The sequence below is a fragment of the Streptomyces sp. R35 genome (genome assembly GCF_041053035.1).
Lineage (GTDB): Bacteria > Actinomycetota > Actinomycetes > Streptomycetales > Streptomycetaceae > Streptomyces > Streptomyces lutosisoli.
Genome location: NZ_CP163440.1, coordinates 6,025,324 through 6,047,678, shown reverse-complemented (window position 1 = coordinate 6,047,678; position 22,355 = coordinate 6,025,324). Strand labels below are relative to the sequence as shown.

Sequence of the window (22,355 nt, the reverse complement as noted above, 5' to 3'; positions counted from 1 at the left end):
ACGGTAACCCGACTACCGCCATTCCTGCCGCCCGGAGTGCCCACCAGCCCTTTTTCGGGTCTATCCGGAGCGTGACCTCCCAGTTACCGGAGTACCGGCCTTCACGCGCGCGTGAAGCACCACATCCCGAGTGCCAGCGCCCCGGTTCCGGCCACGCTCGCGAGCGTCGCCGATGCGACACGGCTCACACCGTGGGCGACGGGCTCGCCCTGCCGGAGCCGCACCGCGGTCCAGGCCAGCAGTGCGCCCCCGAACAGGACGAACACCGTCCCCACAAAGATCGCCGGTCCGCTTTCCATGGGTGTGCCCTTCCGCCCCGAGTCCTCAGGGTCGGGAGGCTGGCACGCCCCGGAAGCGCACATGCGAACCTGCGGTGAACACGGGGCAACCGGCACCCCGTGGGGGCACTCAGACCGTGCCGGGCGTCGGTATCTTCCCGGTCGTTTTGCTGTTGTCGGTGTGGCCGACCGTGCACACGACTGTGGTGAATCCGTCGTTCCAGTCTTCCTTGTCGCCCAGCCAGCCGTAGGTCTTCAGCTCCGATCCGGGCGCCCAACTCGACTCGAACTTGTTGCTGCAGAGCTTTCCTCCGTTGTCGATCCCCTTCTTGTAGTCCATGTCCTTGGGCGCGGCGGCGAAGCCGATGACCTGGTCGGTGTGCGGCTTGGAGCAGTCGGTCAGCAGGGACTGGAACGAGTCGCCCCCCTTGTCGACGTACGTCCAGCAGTCACCCTCGGCCATCTGCGCGGCGTACAGGTCCATGTCCTTGTCCCGGAGCCATCCCACCTCGCCCCCGATGGGAACATGCCGTCCGAGTACGAGACATGCCGTACCGCCGTAGGCCGCGTCGTACCCCGCCTTCGTCGGGAGGAGGGCGTAGGCGCCCGCGTCGGGCAGGGCGGCGGCCATGGGCTCGGCCTGGCGCGCGCAGCGGGTCGCGCCCTGGGCGCGGGCGTCGGCGTAGTCGGTCGCCGTGTCGACCGCCACCACCTGGCCGTCCGGCCAGTCGTCGGCGCAGTCCACGACGCCGAGGTTCGGCACCGACTTGAAGGGGGTGCCCGACCAGACCGCCTTCACGCAGTCGCCCGCCTGCAACGGGTCGGTGAGGCCCGCCTGTTCGCCGTACGGGTACACGGGCCCCGTCGGTTCCGCCGCCGTCGGCGTACTCGCCGAGGCCGAAGGGGACTTCGACGCCGCGCTGTCCTTCTTGCCGCCGTCACCACCGGACAACGAGACGGCGGCCCAGGCGCCGCCGGCGATCACCAGGACGACGGCCACGACGAGGGCGATCACGGCGCCGACGGGCTTCTTGCGGCTCGGGGGCGCGGGAGGCGGTCCGGGTGGGCCGCCCGCGTACGGCCGCGGCACGGAGGGGCTGCCCACGTACGGGTGGGTCGGCAGGGGCGTACCGCCCTCGTGGGGCGGCGGCGCGCCGCTCGCCGCGTAGGGCGAGTCCGGACCGCTCGCGTAAGGGTTGCGGAAGTCGTACGCACTCTGTGGGGCCGCTGAACCCCATGGGGCGTACGGCGTCGGAGGACCGGAGGCCGGTGTGGCGGGGCCGCCCGCTGCGGGGCTGTCGGCCGCGGCGCCCATCCCCGGGGTGGCCGGACCACCCGGCGTGTGCGGGGTGTTCGGAGTGGGAGGCGCGGCAGGCGTGTGCGGGGTGTTCGGAGTGGGAGGCGCGGCAGGGGTGTGCGGAGTGTTCGGAGTGGGAGGCGCGGCAGGGGTGTGCGGGGTGCCCGGCCGCTGCGGGGTGCCCGGCGTCGATCCGCCGGCCCGGTCCGCGTACCAGCCGCCGTACGGCCCCTGCGACGGAGTCCCCGCCTGCCCCGGGGGCGGGCCCGCGACATACCCGGGAGGCGCGCCTGCCACATAGCCCGGAGGCGCCCCCGCGATCTCGTCCGAGGGCACGCTCGCGGACGGGCCGCCGGGTACGGCCCCGAAGCCCTCCGGCGCCGGACCGAATCCGTCGGGCGCCGCCCCGAACGCGCCCGGTGGCGGCCCGAATCCGCCTGGTGCCGAACCCTGCGCGGGCGAGGCCCCCCATCCCGGCGGTGGCCCGGACCCCGCGCCCGCCGCTCCCCGCACCACCCGCTCCAGCCCCCGCGCGACCGCCTCCGGCGAGAACCGGCGGACGGGGTCCTTGACGAGCAACCCGTGCAGCACGGGCGCCAGTTCACCGGCGCGGACCGGAGGTGTGGGCTCTTCGTCGAGCAGGGCCGTCAGCGTCGCGTAGCTGCCGTGGCGGTCGAAGGGACCGCGGCCCTCCACCGCGGCGTACAGCGTGGCGCCCAGGGAGAAGAGGTCGGCGGCGGGGGTGGGCGGCTCGCCGCGGGCGCGCTCGGGGGCGAGGTAGCCGGGTGTGCCGAGGATGCCGGCGGTGGCGGTGAGGCGTGGCTCGCGGGACTCGGGCTGGAGCGCGATGCCGTAGTCAGTGAGCAGCACGCGCGCGTAGGGGTCACCCGAAGCGTCCGGCGCCAGAAGGATGTTGGCCGGTTTCACATCCCTGTGGAGGATGCCGATCCGGTGTCCCGCGGTGAGCGCGTCGAGGACGGCGAGCCCGATCCGGGCGGCCCCCGTGGGCGACAGCGGCCCCGACCGCCGTACGACCGCCTGGAGGTCGACCGCGTCCGGCACATACTCCATGACGATCCACGGCAGCCCCTCGTGCACCACCACGTCGTGCACGGTGGCCACATGGGGATGTCCCCGTAAGCGCGCCGCGTGCCGGGCTTCGCTGCGTGCCCGCGCGATGCGCTGCGCCGACTCGCCGGCGTCCATAGGCATGTCCGGCAGCGCGACCTCCTTCATGGAGACTTCGCAGGCCAACTCCTCGTCGTACGCCAGCCATACGCGCCCCATGCCGCCCGCGCCGAGCGTCCGCAGCAGCCGATATCGGCCACTGATGAGCCTGCCCTCGCCCTGATCCGGCGTCTCCCCCGCCATCACGCCTCCCCCGAGACAGCGCGCCTCCCCCGAGGACGCGTGGAACTTGTCTCTTGAAGGTAGCTTCGCACCTGCCACTGACAGGAGCCCTTTTGCGGAGCAATCCTTTCCAATCCCGCCAGAACGGGCACATGCGGCTCAGCGGTACGGATACGCCCCAGGAGCTACGCCGTCAGGACGACCCCGGGGCGCTCGCACGTTCCCGGTCCTGCCGCCCCGGTCCCGCCGCCCTTCACCCCGCGGGCTCGAGGAACCCCTGCTCCACCAGCAGGCGGATCTGCGCGGGCGTCCGGTCGCGCAGCAACACCGGATCTTCGCCGACCAGTTGGGCGATGGCGTCGAGAATCCGGCCCGCGCTCAGCGTGCCGTCGCACACGCCCGCGAAGCCCGCGCCGACCGTGTCCACCTTGGTGGCCCGGCGCATTCCGCGGTGCTGGCGCAGCACCACGTGCTCCGGGTCCTCCGCGCCTGGCAGCCCGACCTGCTCCTGGACGACCTCCGCCACGAGCTTGAAGTGTCCGGCGAGCAGGGCCGCGTCGTCGTGCGCCCGCAGAAAGTCGACGCGGTCGAAGTGCGCGCTCACGGTCTCGCCGAGCGGCTGCTCAACGGGGTGCGGCCATTCCTCGACCGTGATCGAGGGCCGGTCCGCCGCCGCCTTGTGCAGGGTGATCCAGCCGAAGCCGACCGCCTTCACCTTGCGCGCCTCGAACTCGTCCAGCCACGCGTCGTACCGCGCCTGGTAGGCCGCCGGGTCGTCGCGGTGGTCGCCCGCGTCGCGCAGCCACAACTCGGCGTACTGCGTGACGTCCTGGACCTCGCGCTGCACGATCCACGCGTCGCAGCCGCGCGGCACCCAGGAGCGCAGCCGGTCCTGCCAGTCCTCGCCCTCCACGTGCTGCCAGTTGGCCAGGAACTGCGCGTATCCCCCTTCGTTCAGCCGGTCCCCCGCCTCCTGAACGAGCGTGCGGCACAGATCGTCCCCGCCCATTCCGCCGTCGCGGTAGGTGAGCCGGGCGCCGGGAGAGATCACGAAGGGCGGGTTCGAGACGATCAGGTCGTACGTCTCGTCGTCCGCGACCGGCCCGAAGAGGGAGCCCTCCCGCAGGTCGGCGGCCGGGGCGCCGGAGAGCGCGAGGGTGAGCGCGGTGATGTGCAGCGCGCGGGGGTTCACGTCGGTCGCGGTCACCCGTGTGGCGTGCTGTGCGGCGTGCAGGGCCTGGATCCCGGAGCCGGTGCCGAGGTCGAGGGCGGAGGAGACGGGCGTACGGACGGTGATGCCGGCGAGGGTCGTGGAGGCCCCGCCCACCCCGAGGACGACGCCTTCCTCCCGGCTGCCGATACCGCCCGCGCCGCCGACGGCGCACCCCAGGTCGGACACGATGAACCAGTCCTCGCCGCCGGGTCCGCCGTACGGCCGGACGTCCGCGGTCGCGGCGACCTCGTCTTCGCCCACCTGGGTCAGCCAGCCGCCCGCCAGACAGTCCTCGACCGGCAGCACGTCCGCCACGCGCGCGCGGGGCACGGGCTGCTGGAGCAGGAACAGCCGTACGAGCGTCTCCAGCGGCGTGTCCCCGCGGGTCGCCCGGAGCGCGGGCACGGTCTCACTGCGCGCCAGCGCCGCGTACGCGGGGGCGCCGAGCAGATCGAGCAGTCCGTCGGCGGTGAAGGAGGCGCCGAGCAGGGCGTCCCGCAGCCGAGCGGCGACGTCGACGCGGTCGGACGAGGGCAACGGTGACAGGCTGGTGTGACTCACGCTTCCCATTGTGTCCGCTCCCGCCGAAAGCGACGTACACCTGTGGACAAGGCCGCCACCTGTGGACAGCAGGAGCGGCGAGCCGTGCGACACGTCCGGCGCAACGCCGAGGGCCCGGCACGCGCGCGTACCGGGCCCTTTTTCGGCTGACCGAAGGATCGCTCTCCCAGGGCTCAGCCCTGGGTGGCCGACGGAGAACTGGACGTGGACTTGCAGCTCTCCTGCTGGGCCATCGCCTGGCCCACATCCCCCTCCTCAAGCTTCTTCAGGGCGTCGTTCCCGCTCTGGCTCAGCTTGTCGAGCTGGGTCGCGATGCCCTTCAAGCCGTCCGCGAACTTGGCCTGGTCCTTGGTGTCGAGCTCGTCGACCTGCTTCTTCAGGTCGGCGTACGACGCGGAGATGTCGTTGAGCTCCTTGACCGCGTTGGTCTGCTTCGTCTCGCCGTCGGTGACGTCCGGGGCGCCCGCCTTGTCGACGGCGGCGCCGATCGCCTTGTAGGCGTCGGACATGTCCTGGAAGGCCTGTGCGTCCGTCTTCTGGACGGCTTCCGGCGTGCTGTTGTCCGAGGTCTCCTTCTGGATCGCGGCATTGGCGGCCTCGATCTTCTTGGCCTGCGGCTGCACCGCGTCGCAGACCTCCTTGGCCCAGGAGTTCAGCTTGTCGTTGTTGCCGTTGTCGCTGCTGCATCCCGACAGCGCCAGTACCAGTACCGCACCGCCGGACAGTGCGGCCGCGAGCTTCTTGTTCACCGGATTGGTCCCTTCCATGGCTCTCGGCCCCGGAACATACACGCCAAGTGGGCGACATCCGTATGTCGAATGTCCACTAAGACCACTATTGAAGCCATTTGCACCAAGCGAGAGAAGGCTCACGAAGAGGGTGTGAACACACACAGGGCGGGCGCACGACGCATCAATACGCGCCGTACGCCCGCCCGTTGACCGGCACCTGGCCGGGCATGGAACCCGAGAGCTACGAAACCACCGCAGGGTCAGCCGACTTGGCCACCCTTTCCGCGTTGTCTTCGTCACCCACGGCGATCCCGCGCCGCTTGGAGATGTACACCGCGCCCACGATCACGAGGATCGCGAGGACGGCGATGACCACCCGTAGACCGACGTTCTTGTCGTCGCCGTACGAGAACTTGACGATCGCCGGCGCGATCAGCAGCGACACCAGGTTCATCACCTTCAGCAACGGGTTGATGGCGGGGCCCGCGGTGTCCTTGAACGGGTCGCCGACCGTGTCGCCGATCACCGTCGCGGCGTGGGCCTCACTGCCCTTGCCGCCGTGGTGGCCGTCCTCGACGAGTTTCTTCGCGTTGTCCCACGCGCCACCGGAGTTGGCGAGGAAGACCGCCATCAGCGTGCCGGTGCCGATCGCACCCGCGAGGAACGAGCCGAGCGCGCCGACCCCGAGCGTGAACCCGATCGCGATCGGGGTGAGGACGGCGAGCAGGCCGGGCGTGGCGAGTTCGCGCAGCGCGTCCTTGGTACAGATGTCGACGACGCGCCCGTATTCGGGCTTCTCGGTGTAGTCCATGATCCCGGGGTGCTCGCGGAACTGCCGCCGCACCTCGTAGACCACGGCCCCGGCGGACCGCGAGACCGCGTTGATCGCGAGCCCCGAGAAGAGGAAGACGACCGCGGCGCCCGCGATGAGACCCACCAGGTTGTTGGGCTGTGAGATGTCCATCATCAGGTTCATCGGCGCGCCCGCCCCGGAGAGCTTCTCGCCCACGTCGTCCGCGGCCGTGGTGATCGCGTCACGGTACGAGCCGAAGAGCGCCGAGGCCGCGAGGACGGCCGTGGCGATGGCGATGCCCTTGGTGATGGCCTTGGTGGTGTTGCCGACGGCGTCCAGGTCGGTGAGCACCTGAGCGCCCGCGCCCGTGACGTCGCCGGACATCTCGGCGATGCCCTGGGCGTTGTCGGAGACCGGACCGAAGGTGTCCATGGCGACGATGACACCGACCGTGGTGAGCAGGCCGGTACCGGCCAGGGCGACCGCGAAGAGCGCCAGCATGATCGACGTACCGCCGAGCAGAAACGCCCCGTACACGCCGAGGCCGATCAACAGGGCGGTGTAGACGGCCGATTCGAGACCCACGGAGATACCGGCGAGGACGACGGTGGCCGCACCGGTGAGCGAGGTCTTGCCGATGTCCCGTACGGGACGGCGGGTGGTCTCGGTGAAATAGCCGGTCAGCTGCTGGATCAGCGCGGCCAGCACGATGCCGATCGCGACGGCGACCAACGCGAGGATCCGCGGGTCGCCGTCCTTGGCCTTGATCGCCGCGTCCGTGACACCGTTCAGATCGGCGTACTTCGACGGGAGGTAGATGTAGACGGCCGCGGCCACCAGTGCCAGCGAGATCACCGCGGAGATGAAGAAACCGCGGTTGATCGCGGACATGCCGCTGCGGTCGGAGCGCCGGGGCGCCACCGCGAAGATGCCGACCATCGCGGTGAGTACGCCGATCGCGGGCACGATCAGCGGGAACGCGAGCCCGGAGTCGCCGAACGCCGCCTTGCCGAGGATCAGCGCGGCGACGAGCGTGACGGCGTACGACTCGAAGAGGTCGGCCGCCATGCCCGCGCAGTCGCCGACGTTGTCGCCCACATTGTCGGCGATGGTCGCGGCATTGCGCGGATCGTCCTCCGGAATGCCCTGCTCGACCTTGCCGACCAGGTCGGCGCCGACGTCGGCGGCCTTGGTGAAGATGCCGCCGCCGACACGCATGAACATGGCGATCAGCGCGGCGCCGAGACCGAAGCCCTCCAGGACCTTCGGCGCGTTGGCCGCGTACACCAGCACCACACAGGAGGCGCCCAGCAGACCGAGCCCCACCGTGAACATGCCGACGACGCCGCCCGTGCGGAAAGCGATCTTCATGGCTTTGTGCGAGACGGCGGTGAGATCCTTTTCGGGCTCACCCTCCGCCGGGGTCGCTTCCCGTGCCGCGGCGGCCACGCGGACATTGCTGCGTACGGCGAGCCACATACCGGTATAGCCGGTGGTCGCCGAGAACACCGCGCCGATCAAGAAGAAGATCGATCGGCCGGCACGCTGATTCCAGTCGTCCGCGGGGAGCAGCATGAGCAGGAAGAACACCACGGCGGCGAATGCGGCGAGCGTGCGCATCTGCCGTCCCAGGTAGGCATTCGCGCCTTCCTGGATCGCCGTCGCGATCTTCTTCATGCTGTCGGTGCCCTCGCCCGCCGCGAGGACCTGGCGCACCAGGACCCCGGCGACCACGAGCGCGGCCAGCGCGACGACTCCGATGACCATGACGATGAGACGGTTGTCGTCCGTCAGTACTGCGGCTGCGAAGGTTGTGGGTTGGTCAAACTGATGAGGGGTAGAAAGCCCCGCCATTCGTCCTCCTTGACGCCTGTGCTGAGCTCAAGATGTGGACGGATTGTAGGTACCGGAACCTGATCAAAACAGTGCGCGGTAAACGGAATTAGCCTTCACATGCTCTTCAGCAAATGATCGACGGGTATCCATGGAACCCAAAAGAGGTAATGCCCCAAAACCGTTGACGCATGATCAAATAATCGCGTGATTGATCGTGAATCAATTCACGAAAAGGCGGGCGCGTGGGCGGCGCACACAAAAAGGGCCCTGCTGAGCAGGGCCCTTCGGGTTTTTCGCGAGGATGAGGTCGGGACGCGGTCAGGGAGCGAGCGTGGCCGGCGGCGTGGTCGGCCAGCTCATCCTGATCAGTCCGCCGTTCTCCCCGGCCGTGACCTCCACGTCGTCGACGAGGCCGCTGATGACCGCGAGGCCCATCTCGTCCTCTTCGGTCTCCGCGTCCGAATCGCCTCGGGAGGAACCGGACACCGACTCGCCCGGCGCCGTTCGCGGCGCCTCGTCCCCGACCTCGATGGAGAACTGCTTCTCCTCCTCGGTCAGCGTCACCCGCACCGGCGCCGAGGTGCCGCTGCTCTGGTGAAGTCCGACGGCACGGCTGCAGGCCTCACCGACGGCGAGTCTGACCTCGTCGAGTACGGCCTCGTCCACTCCGGCCCTGCGCGCCACCGCCGCCGCCACCAGCCGGGCGGTCCTGACGTGCTCGGGCAGCGCGCTGAAGCGGAGCTCAACGGTGGCCATGCATCCCCCTCAGACTACGGGCGTGCTGTCAGGGGACCGGGCCGTGAGCCCAGTCCCCCCAACTTCTGCGAACCCGGGCCCACGGCCCGGGGAGACTGGTGGTCAGTCGGTGGCGTTGACCGCCTCCTCCACCGAGGTGTGGATCGGGAACACCTTGGTGAGACCAGTAATACGGAAGATCTTCAGAATGCGCTCCTGGTTGCACACCAGTCGCAGCGAGCCCTCATGGGCACGTACACGCTTCAGGCCGCCCACCAGTACGCCGAGCCCGGTGGAGTCGAGGAAGTCCACGCCCTCCATGTCGACGACAAGGTGGAAACTGCCGTCGTTCACCAGCTCGACCAGCTGCTCGCGCAGCTTGGGCGCGGTATATACATCGATTTCGCCGCCGACCTCGACGACCGTACGGTCGCCGTTAGGGCCAGACACATTGCGAGTCGACAGGGACAGGTCCACGGATCCTCCAGCACCTTGCTATCGAGCGGTCGCCCCATGGGACACCTCGGCAGAGCCCCCTGGACGGTTCGCCAGCCGCGATGGCATTCAATCACTTACCGGCAGGCGTGCACGACGCCTTGGGCCCATTGTCCGTCACGCCAGTGACACACTCGATGCCGATGGCCAAGAATCACCGATCCGATCGACCCTCGACGGACACCGCTTCCCGCCCCTCGCCGGGCACGGTCCTGGACCGGCTCGCCTCGGGACCGAGCCGGGCTTCGCGCATCACTCATACGGAGCACTTGCCCCCGCGAGAGGGTCGCCATGCCGTGTGGCCCGACCGGATCCGTCCGGAGGTCATCGCCGCGGTGCAGGCCGCGGGCATCGAACACCCCTGGGCCCACCAGGCACTGGCCGCCGAGCACGCCCTGGACGGCGAGTCGGTGGTCGTCGCCACGGGCACGGCCTCCGGCAAGTCCCTGGCGTACCTCGTCCCGGTCCTGACAGCCCTCCTGGACGGCTCCGAGGCCGCGAACGGCCGGGGGGCCACCGCGCTGTACCTGGCCCCCACAAAGGCCCTCGCAGCCGACCAGCGCCGCTCCGTGAAGGAACTTTCACAACCTCTGGGCAATGCCGTACGCCCAGCCGTGTACGACGGCGACACTCCCTTCGAGGAACGCGAATGGGTACGTCAGTACGCCAACTACGTCCTGACCAACCCCGACATGCTGCACCGCGGGATATTGCCCTCCCACCCCCGCTGGTCCTCCTTCCTACGCGCCCTGAAGTACGTCGTCATCGACGAGTGCCACACCTACCGCGGTGTCTTCGGCTCCCACGTCGCCCAGGTACTGCGCCGTCTGCGCCGCCTGTGCGCCCGCTACGGCGCCTCACCCGTCTTCCTGCTGGCCTCCGCGACCGCCGCCGAGCCCTCGGTCGCGGCGCGCCGGCTGACCGGTCTCCCGGTCGTCGAGGTCGCGGACGACGCCTCCCCACGCGGGGAACTGGTGTTCGCCCTCTGGGAGCCCCCGCTCACCGAGCTGCACGGCGAGAAGGGTGCACCCGTTCGGCGTACTGCCACCGCCGAGACGGCCGACCTGCTGACCGACCTGACCATCCAGGGCATGCGCTCGATCGCCTTCGTACGGTCCCGCCGCGGCGCCGAGCTCATCTCGGTGATCGCCCAGGAACGCCTCGCCGAGGTCGACCGCTCACTCGCCCGGCGCGTGGCCGCGTACCGCGGCGGCTACCTCCCCGAGGAACGCCGCGCCCTGGAACGCGCCCTGCACTCCGGTGAACTCCTCGGCCTCGCCGCCACCACCGCCCTCGAACTCGGCGTCGACATCTCCGGGCTGGACGCCGTCGTCATCGCCGGCTACCCGGGCACCCGCGCGTCCCTGTGGCAGCAGGCCGGCCGCGCGGGACGCTCCGGGCAGGGCGCGCTGGCGATCCTCGTCGCCCGCGACGACCCGCTGGACACCTTCCTCGTCCACCACCCCGAGGCCCTGTTCGACCAGCCGGTGGAATCCACCGTCCTCGACCCCGACAACCCGTACGTCCTCGCCCCACACCTGTGCGCCGCCGCCGCCGAAATCCCGCTCACGGACGACGACCTGGAGCTCTTCGGCCCGGCCACCGCCGGTCTGCTGCCGCAGCTGGAGGCCGCGAAGCTGCTGCGCCGCCGGACGAAGGCCTGGCACTGGACGCGCCGGGAGCGGGCCGCCGACCTGACCGACATCCGCGGCGAGGGCGGCAGTCCGGTGCAGATCGTCGAGGACGGGACCGGGCGGCTGCTCGGCACGGTCGACGCCGGCGCCGCGCACACGACGGTCCACGAGGGCGCGGTCCACCTGCACCAGGGCCGTACGTATCTGGTGCGGCACCTGGACCTGGAGGACTCGGTCGCGCTCGTCGAGGAGGCCAACCCGCCCTATTCGACGGTCGCCCGCGACACGACGTCCATCTCCGTCCTGGAGACCGACACCGAAGTCCCCTGGGGCGAGGGCCGGTTGTGCTACGGCTCCGTCGAAGTCACCAACCAAGTCGTCTCCTTCCTGCGTCGACGTGTCATGACCGGTGAGGTCATGGGCGAGACGAAACTCGACCTCCCTCCTCGTACGCTCCGTACGCGCGCCGTGTGGTGGACGGTCACCGAGGACCAGCTGGACGCGGCCCGGATCAACCCGGAGATCCTCGGCGGCGCCCTGCACGCCGCCGAGCACGCGTCGATCGGCATGCTGCCGCTCTTCGCCACCTGCGACCGCTGGGACATCGGCGGCGTCTCCATCCCCCTCCACCCGGACACGCTGCTGCCCACCGTCTTCGTGTACGACGGCCACCCGGGCGGCGCCGGATTCGCCGAACGCGCCTTCCACACCGCCCGCGCCTGGCTCACCGCCACCCGTCAGGCCATCGCCTCCTGCGAGTGCGACGCCGGCTGCCCGTCCTGCATCCAGTCCCCCAAGTGCGGCAACGGGAACGATCCGCTGCACAAGCGGGGAGCCGTACGGCTGCTCACGGAGCTGCTGCGGGCCGCGCCAGAGGACTGAGCGCCGGTGGAGGCTCCGGGTCCGCCCACGGTGGACCGAGCGCCAGTGCAGGCTCCGGGGCCGCCCACCGTGGGCTGAGCGCTCATGGCGGCTCAGGGTCCGCCCACGGTGGACCGGCGGGCGGGCCGGGATCGACCGGAGCCGTAAGTCCCGCCGAGCCGGCCTCAAACGGACCCGCAGGTCCCGCCGATCTGGGATCAGCCGCCCCTGCAACTCCCGCCCCGGTAACTCCCGCCCCGCCGGGTTCGACCGGTCCCGCGGGTCCCGCCCTCGACCTGACCTCCGCGGCCAACGGCCCCCTGCCCGACGCCGCCGTCACGTCGGAGATCTCGCCCTCGACCGCGCACCGCACGAGCCGCGCGTGCTGGGCCTGTGCCACCCGGTCCGCCTCGGCGCAGGCCGCGGTCGCGCCGTCCGTCCAGTGGTCCGCCGCGGCGAGTGCCGCCAAGTCGGCCGCGCCCGCCGCGCGATGGCGGACCACGACCGCCTGCCCCATGGCCAGGACCGCCCCGGACACGACGCACAGCACGGCGATCGCCCCGACGGTCCAGACGGTCGCCGAACCTCTGTCCGAGGACAGCGTCCGCCTGGTACGCCACCTGCCCCAATGGGCCCTCCGCACAAGGCGCCCGCGCCTCCAGCCCGTCATCCGCCGACCACCCCCACTGTCTCCTCCGCCAGCGCCACGGCCTCGTCGCTCAGCTCCATGGAGAGCGCGTCGGGGCCCGGCACATGCGCGGTGACCGTCACCCGGACCAGGTCGTCCTCCCGGCTCACGGTGACCCTCGCGCCGCGCGGTGCCGCCCGGCGGGTCGTCGCCAGGACCGTGTCGGGCGGATCCTGGCGTGCCGCCGCGCGGGCGCCCGCCCTTGCCGCGTCCACGCACTGGATCTGTGCGGACGCGGCGAGCAGGGCCCAGACCAGCGCCATTCCGACGAGCACCAGCGAGGGCAGCACCACGGCGGCCTCGGCGGTCACGAACCCACGGTCCCGACAGGCAGCCTCGCGCCGGGGCACCCGTTCACATCTGGACATCGAGCGCCCGCCCCACAATGCCCTGCAGCTCCTCGCCGACCTGCCCGCTCGTCACCACCTTGTAGAGCGCGGCCGCGAAGGCCACCGCCGCGAGGACCCCCACCGCGTACTCGGAGGTGACCATTCCCGCGTCCCTCCGCGCCGCCAGACCGAGCATCCACGCCCGCATCGGCGCACGCCCTCGCACCACACTTCGTACCGTCCTGCGCATTTCAACCCCCGTAAGGTTCAACCCTGTTGATCACTTGTCGTTCACCACATGCCGTCGCCGTCGCCCGTCATCCGCCTCCTCCCGCCAGCAACCCGTCCGCCAGCCCGATCACCACGGGCAGTACGCCGATCGCGATGAAGGCGGGCAGAAAACACAGCCCCACAGGCGCGGTGACCATGACGGCCGCGCGGCGTGCGCGCGCCGTCGCGGTGCGCCCCCACTCGGCGCGGGCCTCCGCGGCGAGCCGCCCGACCGGCACGGCCGCCGGAACGCCCGACTCGCCCGCCCGCTCCAGCAGCCGCGCCAACGCCCGGGCACCCGGTATCGACGCCAACCTCCGCCACGCCTCGGCCGGTTCACCGCCGAGCCGCATCTCCGCCGCGCCCCGCGCCAGCCGCTCCCCCACAGGCCCGCCCAGGGCCTCGCCCACGGCCCGGGCCGCCACCACGGGACCCGCCCCGGCCGCGATACAGGCGGCCACCAGGTCAGCGGCGAGCGGGAGTTGCCGCGCGGCCCGCGCCGTGTCGTACTCCTCCACCGGCGCGGATCGCCGCCTACGCCACAGCCAGAGCCCGAACCCGGCCGCCGCCCCCACCAGAACCCCGGCAGGACCGCCGACCAGCACCCAGCCGGCGCACACCGCACCCGCCACCGGCAGCCACCGCCGCACCACGCTCCGGACCTCGAAGCGCCGTCGTTCCGAACGCGCCGCCTCCAAGGCCAGCAGTTCCGCCAGCCTTCTGCGCGCCTGCCGCTCGCGCCGCACCGCGCCGAGCGACTGGCCCAGCCACCCGAGCGCCAGCGCCCCGCACACCACCGCCCCCAGCCTGTGGACAACCTCGGCGCTCATGCCGCCTCCGCTCCCCGCACGATGCGCAGCGCCCACCACAGCCCGATGCCCTCCAGCACCCCGCCGACCAGCAGACAGCCCAGGCCGGCGCCGGTGTGCAGCAGCACGTGCAGCGGGTCGGCGCCCAGCGCGGTGCCGAGCAGCAGCCCCAGCACCGGCAGGCCCGCGAGCATCACCGCCGTCGACCGTGATCCGGCCAACTGGGCGCGCAGATCCGCTCTTTGGTCGCGCTCCGCGCGCAATGCCCCCTCCAGCCGGTCGAGTCCCGCCGCCAGCCCGGCACCCCGGTCCACCGCCACGCGCCAGCACGCGGCGAGTCCCACCAGTCCGTCGGCCCCCGGCTGCCGTGCCGCGTCGGTGAGCGCGCCCGGCACATCGCCGCCGAACCTCGCCGCCGCGAGCACCACCGCCTGTGCCTCGCCGAGCCCGCCCGAGTCGCGCGCGGCTCTGAGCAGCGCCTCGCCGGGCTGCCGGCCGGCCCGCACCTCCCCGGCCAGCGCTCCGCACAGGGCGATCACCTCATCGCCCCGGCGTTCCCGTCCGCGCCGCGCCTCTCCGGCCCGCCGCACCCTCCCGAACAGCGGCACTCCCGCCACCCCTAGGAGCAGCGGCACCACGGACGCGCCCAGCAGCGCGATCACCAACCCGGCGACCACAGACCACCCTTCGGCCCGCAGCCGCCCGCGCACCCGCCGCCAGCCGACGAGCGCCCGCTCCCACGACGGCGGACCGTTCGCCTCCACCCGGCCGCCCGCGCACAGCAACCGCGCCCTGCGTACCCCCGAATCCCAGCCGCCCATCAACCAGGCGGCCACCCCGGCACACACCACGGCCGCCCCCACCGGCATCTGAGACATCTCACCGATCGCCATGCCACTCCCCGTTTCCATCCCGCCGTCCGATCCCCGTCACAGCGCCCGGCCACCCTCGGTCCCGTCCCGAAGCAGCCCTCGCAGCCGCTCCCACCCCCGCTCGTACGCGAAGGCCTCCGCGCCCCACCGCAGCGCCGGCACCGTGACCACGAGCCCCGACGGGTCGCGCTCCAGCACCTGCACCTCGGCGATCCGCCGCCGCCCCGCCCGGTCGCGCACGAGATGCAGGACCACGGACAACGCCGCCGCCAACTGGCTGTGCAGGGCGGCCCGGTCGAGCCCGGCGGCGGTGCCCAGGGCCTCCAGGCGGGCCGGGACCTGCGCTGCCGCGTTCGCGTGCACCGTGCCGCAGCCGCCCTCATGGCCGGTGTTCAGCGCTGCCAGCAGGGACACGACCTCCGGCCCGCGCACCTCGCCGACGACCAGCCGGTCCGGTCTCATCCGCAGGGCCTGACGGACAAGGTCCTGCAACGCGACCAGCCCGACTCCCTCCTGATTGGCCGGGCGCCCCTCCAGGCGCACCACATGGGGATGGTCCGGCCGCAGTTCCGCCGAGTCCTCGGCGAGCACGATCCGCTCCCCGGGACCGACCAGCCCCAGCAGCGCACTCAGCAGCGTCGTCTTGCCGGAGCCCGTGCCCCCGCTGATCAGGAAGGACAGCCGGGCGTCCAGCAGGGCTCGCAGCACCCGGTCCCCGCCCGGCGGCACCGTCCCCGCCGCCACCAACTCGTCGAGCGTGAACGCACGCGGCCGTACGACCCGCAGCGACAGGCAGGTGGAGCCGACGGCGACCGGGGGCAGCACCGCGTGCAGGCGTGTCCCGTCCGGAAGCCGAGCGTCCACCCAGGGGCGGGCGTCGTCGAGCCGTCGTCCGGCCACGGCGGCGAGGCGTTGCGCGAGGCGTCGTACGGCTGCCGCGTCTGGAAAGGTGACGGCCGTCAGCTCCAGGCCACCGCCCCGGTCCACCCACACCCGGTCCGGCGCGGACACCAGCACATCGGTCACGGAAGGGTCGGCGAGCAGCGGTTCCAGCGGGCCGCTGCCGACCAGCTCGGAGCGCAACCGCTCGGCCGCGCCGAGGACTTCGGCGTCCCCGAGCACGCGCCCTTGCTCGCGCAACGCCTGCGCCACGCGCGCGGGGGTCGGTTCGGAGCCGCTCTCGGCGAGCCATTGCCGTACGCCGTCCAGCAGTCCGGTCGGCTCGTCCGGCGAGTCCGCGTGCGCGTCCCACGAGCCTGTACGTCCTCCCAGCCCCGCGCCGCAGTCCGTCCCCGCAGCGGGATCCCAGCTCATACGCCCCCGCCTTCCACCGGGACCCGCTCCCAGAAGGCCGCGCTGAACCGGGCGAGCGGCCCCCGCACCGCTCCTCCGGGTGGCGGGCCACCGTCCAACGGCGGGTGTTCGGCGGGCACTTCGCCCACCAGGGGCAGCCCGAGCAGGCGGGCCACCTCGCGGTCGTCGAGTCCTGGCGCGTAGGGGCCGCGCACCGCGACCCGCAGATCGCGCAGGACCATGCCGGCCGCGGACGCCACCCGTCCGGCCGCCGCGATCGAGCGCAGGTCGGCGGGGACCACCAGAAGTCCGAGGTCGAGCTGGGCGAGGGCCTCGGCGACGCCTTCGTCAATGCGGCGGGGCAGGTCCACCACCACCGCGCCGCCGCGTCGTCTGGCGGCGGCCAGGACCGCTCGTACGGCCTGCGGAGGAATGGTGACCGAGTCACCGCGATCCCAACTCAGGACCCGCAGCGCGTGCAGTTCGGGCAGGGACTCCTCCAGGGCGCCGCCGCCGACCCGCCCGCGGGATGCGGCGAACGCCGGCCACCGCAGGCCTTCGGACGCCTCTCCGCCGAGGAGTACGTCGAGTCCGCCACCCAGCGGATCCGCGTCCACGAGCAGGGTGCGCCGTCCCTCGCGCGCCGAGGTGACGGCGAGCGCGCAGGCCAGCGTGGAGGCTCCGGCCCCGCCACGGCCACCGAGCACGCCGACGGTGAGAGCGGGCCTGCCGACTCCTTCGGCCACGTCGGCGATGCGGTCCACCAGCCATTGCTCGCCATCGGGCAGCATCAGGACATGGTCGGCGCCGATCTCGACGGCCCGCCGCCAGACACCGGAATCGTCCTGATCCCGGCCAACCAGCACCACTCCGCGTCGGCGCGCGGCTCCGCGCACACGGCGCGCGGCATCGTCGCCGACAAGTACGAGAGGCGCTGCCTCCCAGCTGCCCCTGCGCTCCGGCACCCCGTGGTGGACCTCCGGCCTGGCGCCCGCCGCCGCGCACAGGCGCAGCAGGTCGTCCAGCAGTTCGGCGTCCTCCGTGACGATCAATGGTCCGCCCTGCCGCCCCTCGGCGGCGGGCGGCCGGTCATGTGTGATGGCTCCCGCCACGATCTCCAGCCCCCTTCGCTGCTTCCTGCGCGGGGCCCGCAGGGTCCTCTGCGGACCCGCGATTCCCGCTCGTGTGAAGAACCGGCAACCGGCCTCCATATGAACGGCCGATACGAACCGGCCAAACGCGCTCGACAAACGGAACCGGCCATGAACTTGCCGCGAGGAACTCGCCGCGAGCGGAGCGCGCTGGAATCACGGTGCAGCGAACCCGGAAATCGTGTGGATCTTGGTCGATAACTGTGGACAACTCAGTGGTTGTGAATATCGCCTTCACTCATACCGGTGACCCCTGTGCGACTTCCGCAGAGCAGCCCCACGGCTACACACAGTGACGGATCATGGGCATGCGAAGAAGGCGGCCACAGCGGTGACGAGAAGGCCCCGAGGCCGCGCAGGAGAGGGAGAAAACGCATCCGGACATGCGACGACCCCCGCCGGGGGGGAGAGCGGGGGTCGTCCCCACGGTCCGACTCGGGGGGGGAGGAGCCAGACCGGGTTAGCACGGTCGCGAACGATCCGTGACTTCCATGGTGTACCCGAGAGCCCTCTCAGGCAAACCCACGCGCCCCACACTAGCCCGAATGGTGTCCGCCTATGCTCGGGCACGTGGAAAACCACTCCTTGCCTCGCACAGCAGCCTTCTTTGACCTGGACAAGACGGTCATTGCGAAGTCGAGCACGCTCACGTTCAGCAAGTCGTTCTACCAAGGCGGGCTGATCAACCGCAGGGCCGCCTTGCGTACCGCATATGCCCAGTTCGTGTTCCTGGCGGGCGGCGCCGACCACGACCAGATGGAGCGGATGCGCAAGTACCTGTCCGCGCTGTGCCGCGGCTGGAACGTCCAGCAGGTCAAGGAGATCGTCGCCGAGACGCTGCACGATCTGATCGACCCGATCATCTACGACGAGGCCGCATCCCTCATCGAGGAGCACCACACCGCCGGGCGCGACGTCGTGATCGTGTCCACGTCCGGAGCCGAGGTGGTCGAGCCGATCGGCGAACTGCTCGGCGCGGACCGCGTGGTGGCGACCCGCATGATCGTGGGCGAGGACGGCTGTTTCACGGGCGAGGTGGAGTACTACGCGTATGGGCCGACGAAAGCGGAAGCGATCAAGGAGCTGGCCGCGTCCGAGGGGTATGACCTGTCGCGCTGTTACGCCTACAGCGACTCGGCGACCGATCTGCCGATGCTGGAGTCCGTCGGATACCCCCACGCGGTGAATCCGGACCGCGCGCTGCGCCGCGAGGCAGTCGCCCGCTCGTGGCCGATTCTGGACTTCCACCGCCCGGTCCGGCTCAAGCAGCGGCTGCCCGCACTGTCGGTGCCGCCCCGTCCGGCGCTCGTCGCGGCGGCCGCGATAGGGGCGGCGGCGGCCACGGCGGGGCTCGTCTGGTACGCGAGTCGGCGGCGCGCGGCGGTGATCTGATCACGTCACACCTGTGCGGGCGGCACGCTCCCGCCCGGTTAGTGCACGTTTGAACCTAAAAGTAAAGAAGTACAGTCAGGGCTTCCGCTTCCTCCGGACCTGGAGTACAAAGAAGTTAACGGCCCGCGAGACCAAGGACATCCGAGAGGATCACCTTTAACCGCAACCAAGGCCCCACGGACCGAGCATGAACACTGGGCACCCACGCGACGTCGACCCGTCGATTACGGGCCAGCCGCACCAGGTTACGGGCAGCAGTTCCCGACCTGATGGGCAAATTTCGAGGACGCTTGGTAACGCGGTGAGCATGCCAGCGGCGGTACGAGACCTCGTACCGCCGCAACCCTGTTCAGAGAGTTTTTCGCCCTCTTAGTAGAGGGCGATTTTCTTGTGGGGGGCGAATTTCGAGCCCCGAGCCCCCTATGCCGCCCCGCGCTGAAGCGCCTCGCAGACGGCCGCCGACTCCCTGGCCCCCAGCTCAACCGCCTTGCCGCAGTGGGCGATCCAGGCCGCCATGCCCTCCGGAGTGCCGGAGGCATAGCCCTCCAGGGCAGCCACGTAGGCCGCGCGGCCGAGTTCGGCGTGACCGACCTCCGCCGGGCAGATGGACTTCGGGTCGAGTCCACTGCCGATGAGAACAATGCGCCCGGCCGCGCGCGCGACCAGGCCGTTGTGGGAGCCGAAGGGACGCAGGGCGAGCAGTTCGCCGTGGACGACGGCCGCCGTCACCAGCGCGGGGGCCGAGCCGCCCGCGATGATCAGCTGAGAGAGGCCTTCGAGACGGCCGGCCACCTCGTTCGCGTCCGGCAGCGGCAGCTCGACGAGCGGCTCGTCGACCGGTTCGCCGTTCTGCCGCGGCCGGCCGACCTCGTCGCCCTTGTCCGCGGCCGCCACCAGATGCAGCCGGGCCAGTACCCGAAGCGGCGACTGCCGCCAGATGGAGAGGAGTTGGCCCGCCTCGGCTGTCAGCCGCAGGGCCGCGCCGACCGTACGGGCCTCGTCGTCGCCGCTGAAGTCGGTGCGGCGGCGCACCTCTTCGAGGGCCCAGTCGGCACCGGAAAGCGCCGCGGAACCGCGTGCGCCGCGCAGCGCCGCCTCGGACGTGATCTCGTTGCTACGGCGCCGCATGATCCGGTGGCCGTAGACCCGGTCCACGGCCTTGCGGACGGACTCCACGGATTCGGCCACTCCGGGAAGCGAACCCAGGGCCGCGAGCGGATCGGCGGTCGCGCCTGTCGTACTCATGAGTACGACATTACGCACCCCTACGGCCCACCCCACGAAGGAGTGGTCTTCTTCACGTAAGCAGGGCACCCAGAGCAATCATCCCACTACTCTTGGTGAACATGAAAATTGCTTTCGTCGGAAAGGGCGGCAGCGGCAAGACGACCCTGTCCTCCCTCTTCATCCGCCACCTCGCCGCCTCGGGGTCGCCGGTCGTCGCGGTGGACGCCGACATCAACCAGCACCTGGGGACCGCGCTCGGCCTCGACGAGGCGGAGGCCGCCGGACTGCCCGCGATGGGCGAGCGGCTGCCGCTGATCAAGGACTACCTGCGCGGCTCCAACCCGCGCATCGCGTCCACCGAGACGATGATCAAGACAACGCCGCCCGGCGAGGGGTCACGGCTGCTGCGGGTGCGCGAGAACAATCCGGTGTACGACGCCTGCGCGCGGCCGGTGGAACTCGACGGCGGCGCCGTCCGTTTGATGGTCACCGGCCCGTTCACCGAGGCCGACCTGGGAGTGGCGTGCTACCACTCCAAGACCGGTGCTGTGGAGCTCTGCCTGAACCATCTCATCGACGGCCAGAGCGAGTACGTCGTCGTCGACATGACGGCGGGCTCCGACTCCTTCGCGTCCGGCTTGTTCACCCGCTTCGACATCACGTTCCTCGTCGCCGAGCCGACCCGGAAGGGAGTCTCCGTCTACCGGCAGTACAAGGAGTACGCCCGCGACTTCGGCGTCGTCCTGAAGGTCGTCGGCAACAAGGTGCAGGGCCAGGACGACATCGACTTCCTGCGCACCGAAGTCGGTGACGACCTCCTGGTCACCGTCGGGCACTCCGACTGGGTGCGCGCCATGGAGAAAGGCCGGCCGCCCCGGTTCGAGCTCCTCGAGCAGCCCAACCGCCGCTCCCTGCGCACCTTGCAGACCGCCGCCGACGCCACGTACGAACTGCGTGACTGGGAGCGTTACACGCGCCAGATGGTGCACTTCCACCTGAAGAACGCGAGCAGTTGGGGCAACGAGAAGACCGGGGCGGACCTGGCCGCGCAGGTCGACCCCGGCTTCGTACTCGATGAGCGCTGCGCATCAGCTGCTGCTCAGCTGACTTGAGCTCCCCGACGCAACGCGACAACCGCCGACGGACGGAGTCCGACGCAGCTCCCCGAAGCCCGCGAAGCGGTGCGAGGGGTGCGAAGAAGAGAGGTCCGGGGCGGACCTGGCCGCGCAGGTCGGCCCCGGCTTCATCCTCGGTGACGGCCTGGTGGCTACGGCTTGACGGCCGGTGCGCCGGGGACACCCTTCGGGGCAGGGGCGGGGCGGCCTGAGAGGAAGGACGCCCAGCCCTGCTTCGGGGCCTCGCCGACCTTGAGGCCGCGGAGCTTGTCGAGGGTGGCCGGGTCCTGGGCGTCGAGCCAGTCGGCGAGCTGGTGGAAGGAGACGCAGCGCACCTCGGACTTGGTGCAGACGCTCTCGACGACCTCGTCGATGGCGCGCATGTAGTTGCCGCCGTTCCAGGACTCGAAGTGGTTGCCGATGACCAGCGGCGCGCGGTTGCCGTCGTAGGCGCGGTTGAAGCCCTTGAGCAGGCCGTCACGCATCTGGTCGCCCCAGTACTCCTGCTTGTCGGGATCTCCCTGGGTCTTGGTGCCCGACTGGTTGACCATGAAGTTGTAGTCCATGGTGAGCTGCTCGTAGGAATGGCCGGGGAAGGGCACGAGCTGCATGGACAGGTCCCACAGGCCCTCCCTCTTGTCGGGCCAGAGCTGGTTGTTGACACCGCTGGTGTCGTAGCGGAAGCCCAGCTGGTGGGCCGCCTTCCTGAAGTTCTTCTGACCCTCAAGGCATGGCGTGCGGGCGCCGATGAGCTCCTTGTCGTAGTCGAAGGGGAGCGGGGACGCCTTCTTCATGCCCGTGTTGGTCTTCCAGGACTTCACGAACGACTTCGCCTGGGCGATCTCGCTCTTCCAGTCCGCGACCGACCACTGGCCGACCCCGCCATCGGTGCCGCAGAAGTGGCCGTTGAAGTGCGTGCCGATCTCATTGCCCTCCAGCCACGCGCCGCGCAGCTGCTTCACGGTGTCCTTGATGCCCTGCTCATCGTTGAAGCCGATCTCGGAGCTGCCGGGCGAGTGCTGCGGCGGCCTGTAGAGGTCGCGCTTGTCCTCCGGCAGCATGTACACGCCGCTCAGGAAGTACGTCATCGTCGCGTTGTTGGCCTTGGAGATCTTCCGGAAGTGCGAGAAGAGCTTCTGGCTGTCCTCGCCGGCGCCGTCCCACGAGAAGACCACGAACTGCGGGGGCTTCTGGCCGGGCTTCAGCCGCACGGGCCGGGGCAGATGCGGCTGCGCACCGGTGTACGCGGTGGAGCCGTCACCGATCAGGCGGACCACACTCTTGGGCGCCGGGGCCCCCGCCCCCTTCTTCGCGCCGTGCGCACCTTCCTTGGAACCGGTCGTATCGCCGGCGCAACCGGCGAGCGCCGTGGCGCAGGCCGCGGCGAGCGCTACGCCCGCGGCAATCCTCTGGGTGGCGGCCATC

The 22,355-nt window shown here is 71.0% G+C and carries 19 protein-coding genes; 3 read left to right on the top strand and 16 right to left on the bottom strand.

Going from position 1 to position 22,355, the window contains the following annotated elements; translation table 11 throughout:
• Positions 1 to 101 precede the first annotated feature (101 nt).
• From AB5J50_RS27640 to bldG, 7 genes are all read right to left on the bottom strand, one after another.
• The gene (locus AB5J50_RS27640) at positions 102 to 299 is read right to left on the bottom strand and encodes a hypothetical protein (RefSeq protein WP_369260952.1); all 198 of its coding nucleotides are present in this window, start codon (positions 297 to 299) and stop codon (positions 102 to 104) included.
• A 109-nt stretch (positions 300 to 408) separates the two neighbouring features.
• Positions 409 to 2,946, bottom strand: coding sequence for a protein kinase (locus tag AB5J50_RS27635; protein WP_369260951.1), 2,538 nt, complete (start codon positions 2,944 to 2,946; stop codon positions 409 to 411).
• A gap of 232 nt (positions 2,947 to 3,178) precedes the next feature.
• The gene (locus AB5J50_RS27630) at positions 3,179 to 4,699 is read right to left on the bottom strand and encodes a methyltransferase (RefSeq protein WP_369260950.1); all 1,521 of its coding nucleotides are present in this window, start codon (positions 4,697 to 4,699) and stop codon (positions 3,179 to 3,181) included.
• Positions 4,700 to 4,872: 173 nt separating this feature from the next.
• Positions 4,873 to 5,466 carry a small secreted protein gene (locus tag AB5J50_RS27625; RefSeq protein ID WP_369260949.1) on the bottom strand — a complete coding sequence of 198 codons (594 nt, stop codon included), beginning with the start codon at positions 5,464 to 5,466 and terminating at the stop codon, positions 4,873 to 4,875.
• 205 nt (positions 5,467 to 5,671) lie between these two features.
• Positions 5,672 to 8,077 (bottom strand): sodium-translocating pyrophosphatase, encoded by a 2,406-nt coding sequence (locus AB5J50_RS27620; RefSeq protein WP_369260948.1) that lies wholly within the window; start codon positions 8,075 to 8,077, stop codon positions 5,672 to 5,674.
• Between the two features lie 300 nt (positions 8,078 to 8,377).
• A complete protein-coding gene (locus AB5J50_RS27615; RefSeq protein ID WP_327430466.1) occupies positions 8,378 to 8,815 on the bottom strand; it encodes an ATP-binding protein in 438 nt (145 codons plus the stop codon).
• Between the two features lie 102 nt (positions 8,816 to 8,917).
• Entirely contained in the window at positions 8,918 to 9,271 is a 354-nt protein-coding gene (gene bldG / locus AB5J50_RS27610) for an anti-sigma factor antagonist BldG (protein WP_028799135.1), read from the bottom strand.
• An 80-nt stretch (positions 9,272 to 9,351) separates the two neighbouring features.
• On the opposite strand from bldG, the gene AB5J50_RS27605 reads away from it, so the two are divergent.
• Positions 9,352 to 11,805 carry a DEAD/DEAH box helicase gene (locus tag AB5J50_RS27605; protein WP_369260947.1) on the top strand — a complete coding sequence of 818 codons (2,454 nt, stop codon included), beginning with the start codon at positions 9,352 to 9,354 and terminating at the stop codon, positions 11,803 to 11,805.
• An 82-nt stretch (positions 11,806 to 11,887) separates the two neighbouring features.
• Here AB5J50_RS27605 and AB5J50_RS27600 read toward each other — a convergent pair whose 3' ends face one another.
• The 7 genes from AB5J50_RS27600 to ssd form a co-directional block, all read right to left on the bottom strand.
• A complete protein-coding gene (locus AB5J50_RS27600; RefSeq protein ID WP_369260946.1) occupies positions 11,888 to 12,454 on the bottom strand; it encodes an Rv3654c family TadE-like protein in 567 nt (188 codons plus the stop codon).
• Positions 12,451 to 12,840, bottom strand: a complete 390-nt coding sequence (locus tag AB5J50_RS27595; protein WP_327430463.1) for a TadE family type IV pilus minor pilin — start codon at positions 12,838 to 12,840, stop codon at positions 12,451 to 12,453. The genes AB5J50_RS27600 and AB5J50_RS27595 overlap by 4 nt, the downstream gene beginning before the upstream one ends.
• Positions 12,827 to 13,009, bottom strand: coding sequence for a DUF4244 domain-containing protein (locus AB5J50_RS27590; RefSeq protein ID WP_330310221.1), 183 nt, complete (start codon positions 13,007 to 13,009; stop codon positions 12,827 to 12,829). Before AB5J50_RS27590 ends, AB5J50_RS27595 begins: the two co-directional genes overlap by 14 nt.
• A 109-nt stretch (positions 13,010 to 13,118) precedes the next feature.
• The gene (locus tag AB5J50_RS27585) at positions 13,119 to 13,901 is read right to left on the bottom strand and encodes a type II secretion system F family protein (protein ID WP_369260945.1); all 783 of its coding nucleotides are present in this window, start codon (positions 13,899 to 13,901) and stop codon (positions 13,119 to 13,121) included.
• Positions 13,898 to 14,773 (bottom strand): type II secretion system F family protein, encoded by an 876-nt coding sequence (locus AB5J50_RS27580; protein WP_369260944.1) that lies wholly within the window; start codon positions 14,771 to 14,773, stop codon positions 13,898 to 13,900. Before AB5J50_RS27580 ends, AB5J50_RS27585 begins: the two co-directional genes overlap by 4 nt.
• A gap of 36 nt (positions 14,774 to 14,809) precedes the next feature.
• Entirely contained in the window at positions 14,810 to 16,066 is a 1,257-nt protein-coding gene (locus tag AB5J50_RS27575; RefSeq protein ID WP_369260943.1) for a TadA family conjugal transfer-associated ATPase, read from the bottom strand.
• A complete protein-coding gene (gene ssd, locus AB5J50_RS27570) occupies positions 16,063 to 17,157 on the bottom strand; it encodes a septum site-determining protein Ssd (protein WP_369260942.1) in 1,095 nt (364 codons plus the stop codon). The genes AB5J50_RS27575 and ssd overlap by 4 nt, the downstream gene beginning before the upstream one ends.
• Positions 17,158 to 17,754: 597 nt before the next feature.
• On the opposite strand from ssd, the gene AB5J50_RS27565 reads away from it, so the two are divergent.
• Positions 17,755 to 18,588: an HAD-IB family hydrolase gene (locus AB5J50_RS27565; RefSeq protein WP_327430458.1), complete on the top strand. Its 834-nt coding sequence runs from the start codon at positions 17,755 to 17,757 to the stop codon at positions 18,586 to 18,588.
• 420 nt (positions 18,589 to 19,008) lie between these two features.
• On the opposite strand, the gene AB5J50_RS27560 is transcribed toward AB5J50_RS27565, so the two are convergent.
• Complete coding sequence (locus AB5J50_RS27560; protein WP_327430457.1) at positions 19,009 to 19,833, bottom strand: oxidoreductase; 825 nt, start codon at positions 19,831 to 19,833, stop codon at positions 19,009 to 19,011.
• A gap of 101 nt (positions 19,834 to 19,934) precedes the next feature.
• On the opposite strand from AB5J50_RS27560, the gene AB5J50_RS27555 reads away from it, so the two are divergent.
• On the top strand, positions 19,935 to 20,927 hold the full coding sequence (locus AB5J50_RS27555) for an ATP-binding protein (RefSeq protein ID WP_369260941.1): 993 nt from the start codon (positions 19,935 to 19,937) through the stop codon (positions 20,925 to 20,927).
• Between the two features lie 155 nt (positions 20,928 to 21,082).
• Here AB5J50_RS27555 and AB5J50_RS27550 read toward each other — a convergent pair whose 3' ends face one another.
• A complete protein-coding gene (locus tag AB5J50_RS27550; RefSeq protein WP_369260940.1) occupies positions 21,083 to 22,354 on the bottom strand; it encodes a hypothetical protein in 1,272 nt (423 codons plus the stop codon).
• Between the last annotated feature and the right edge of the window lies 1 nt (position 22,355).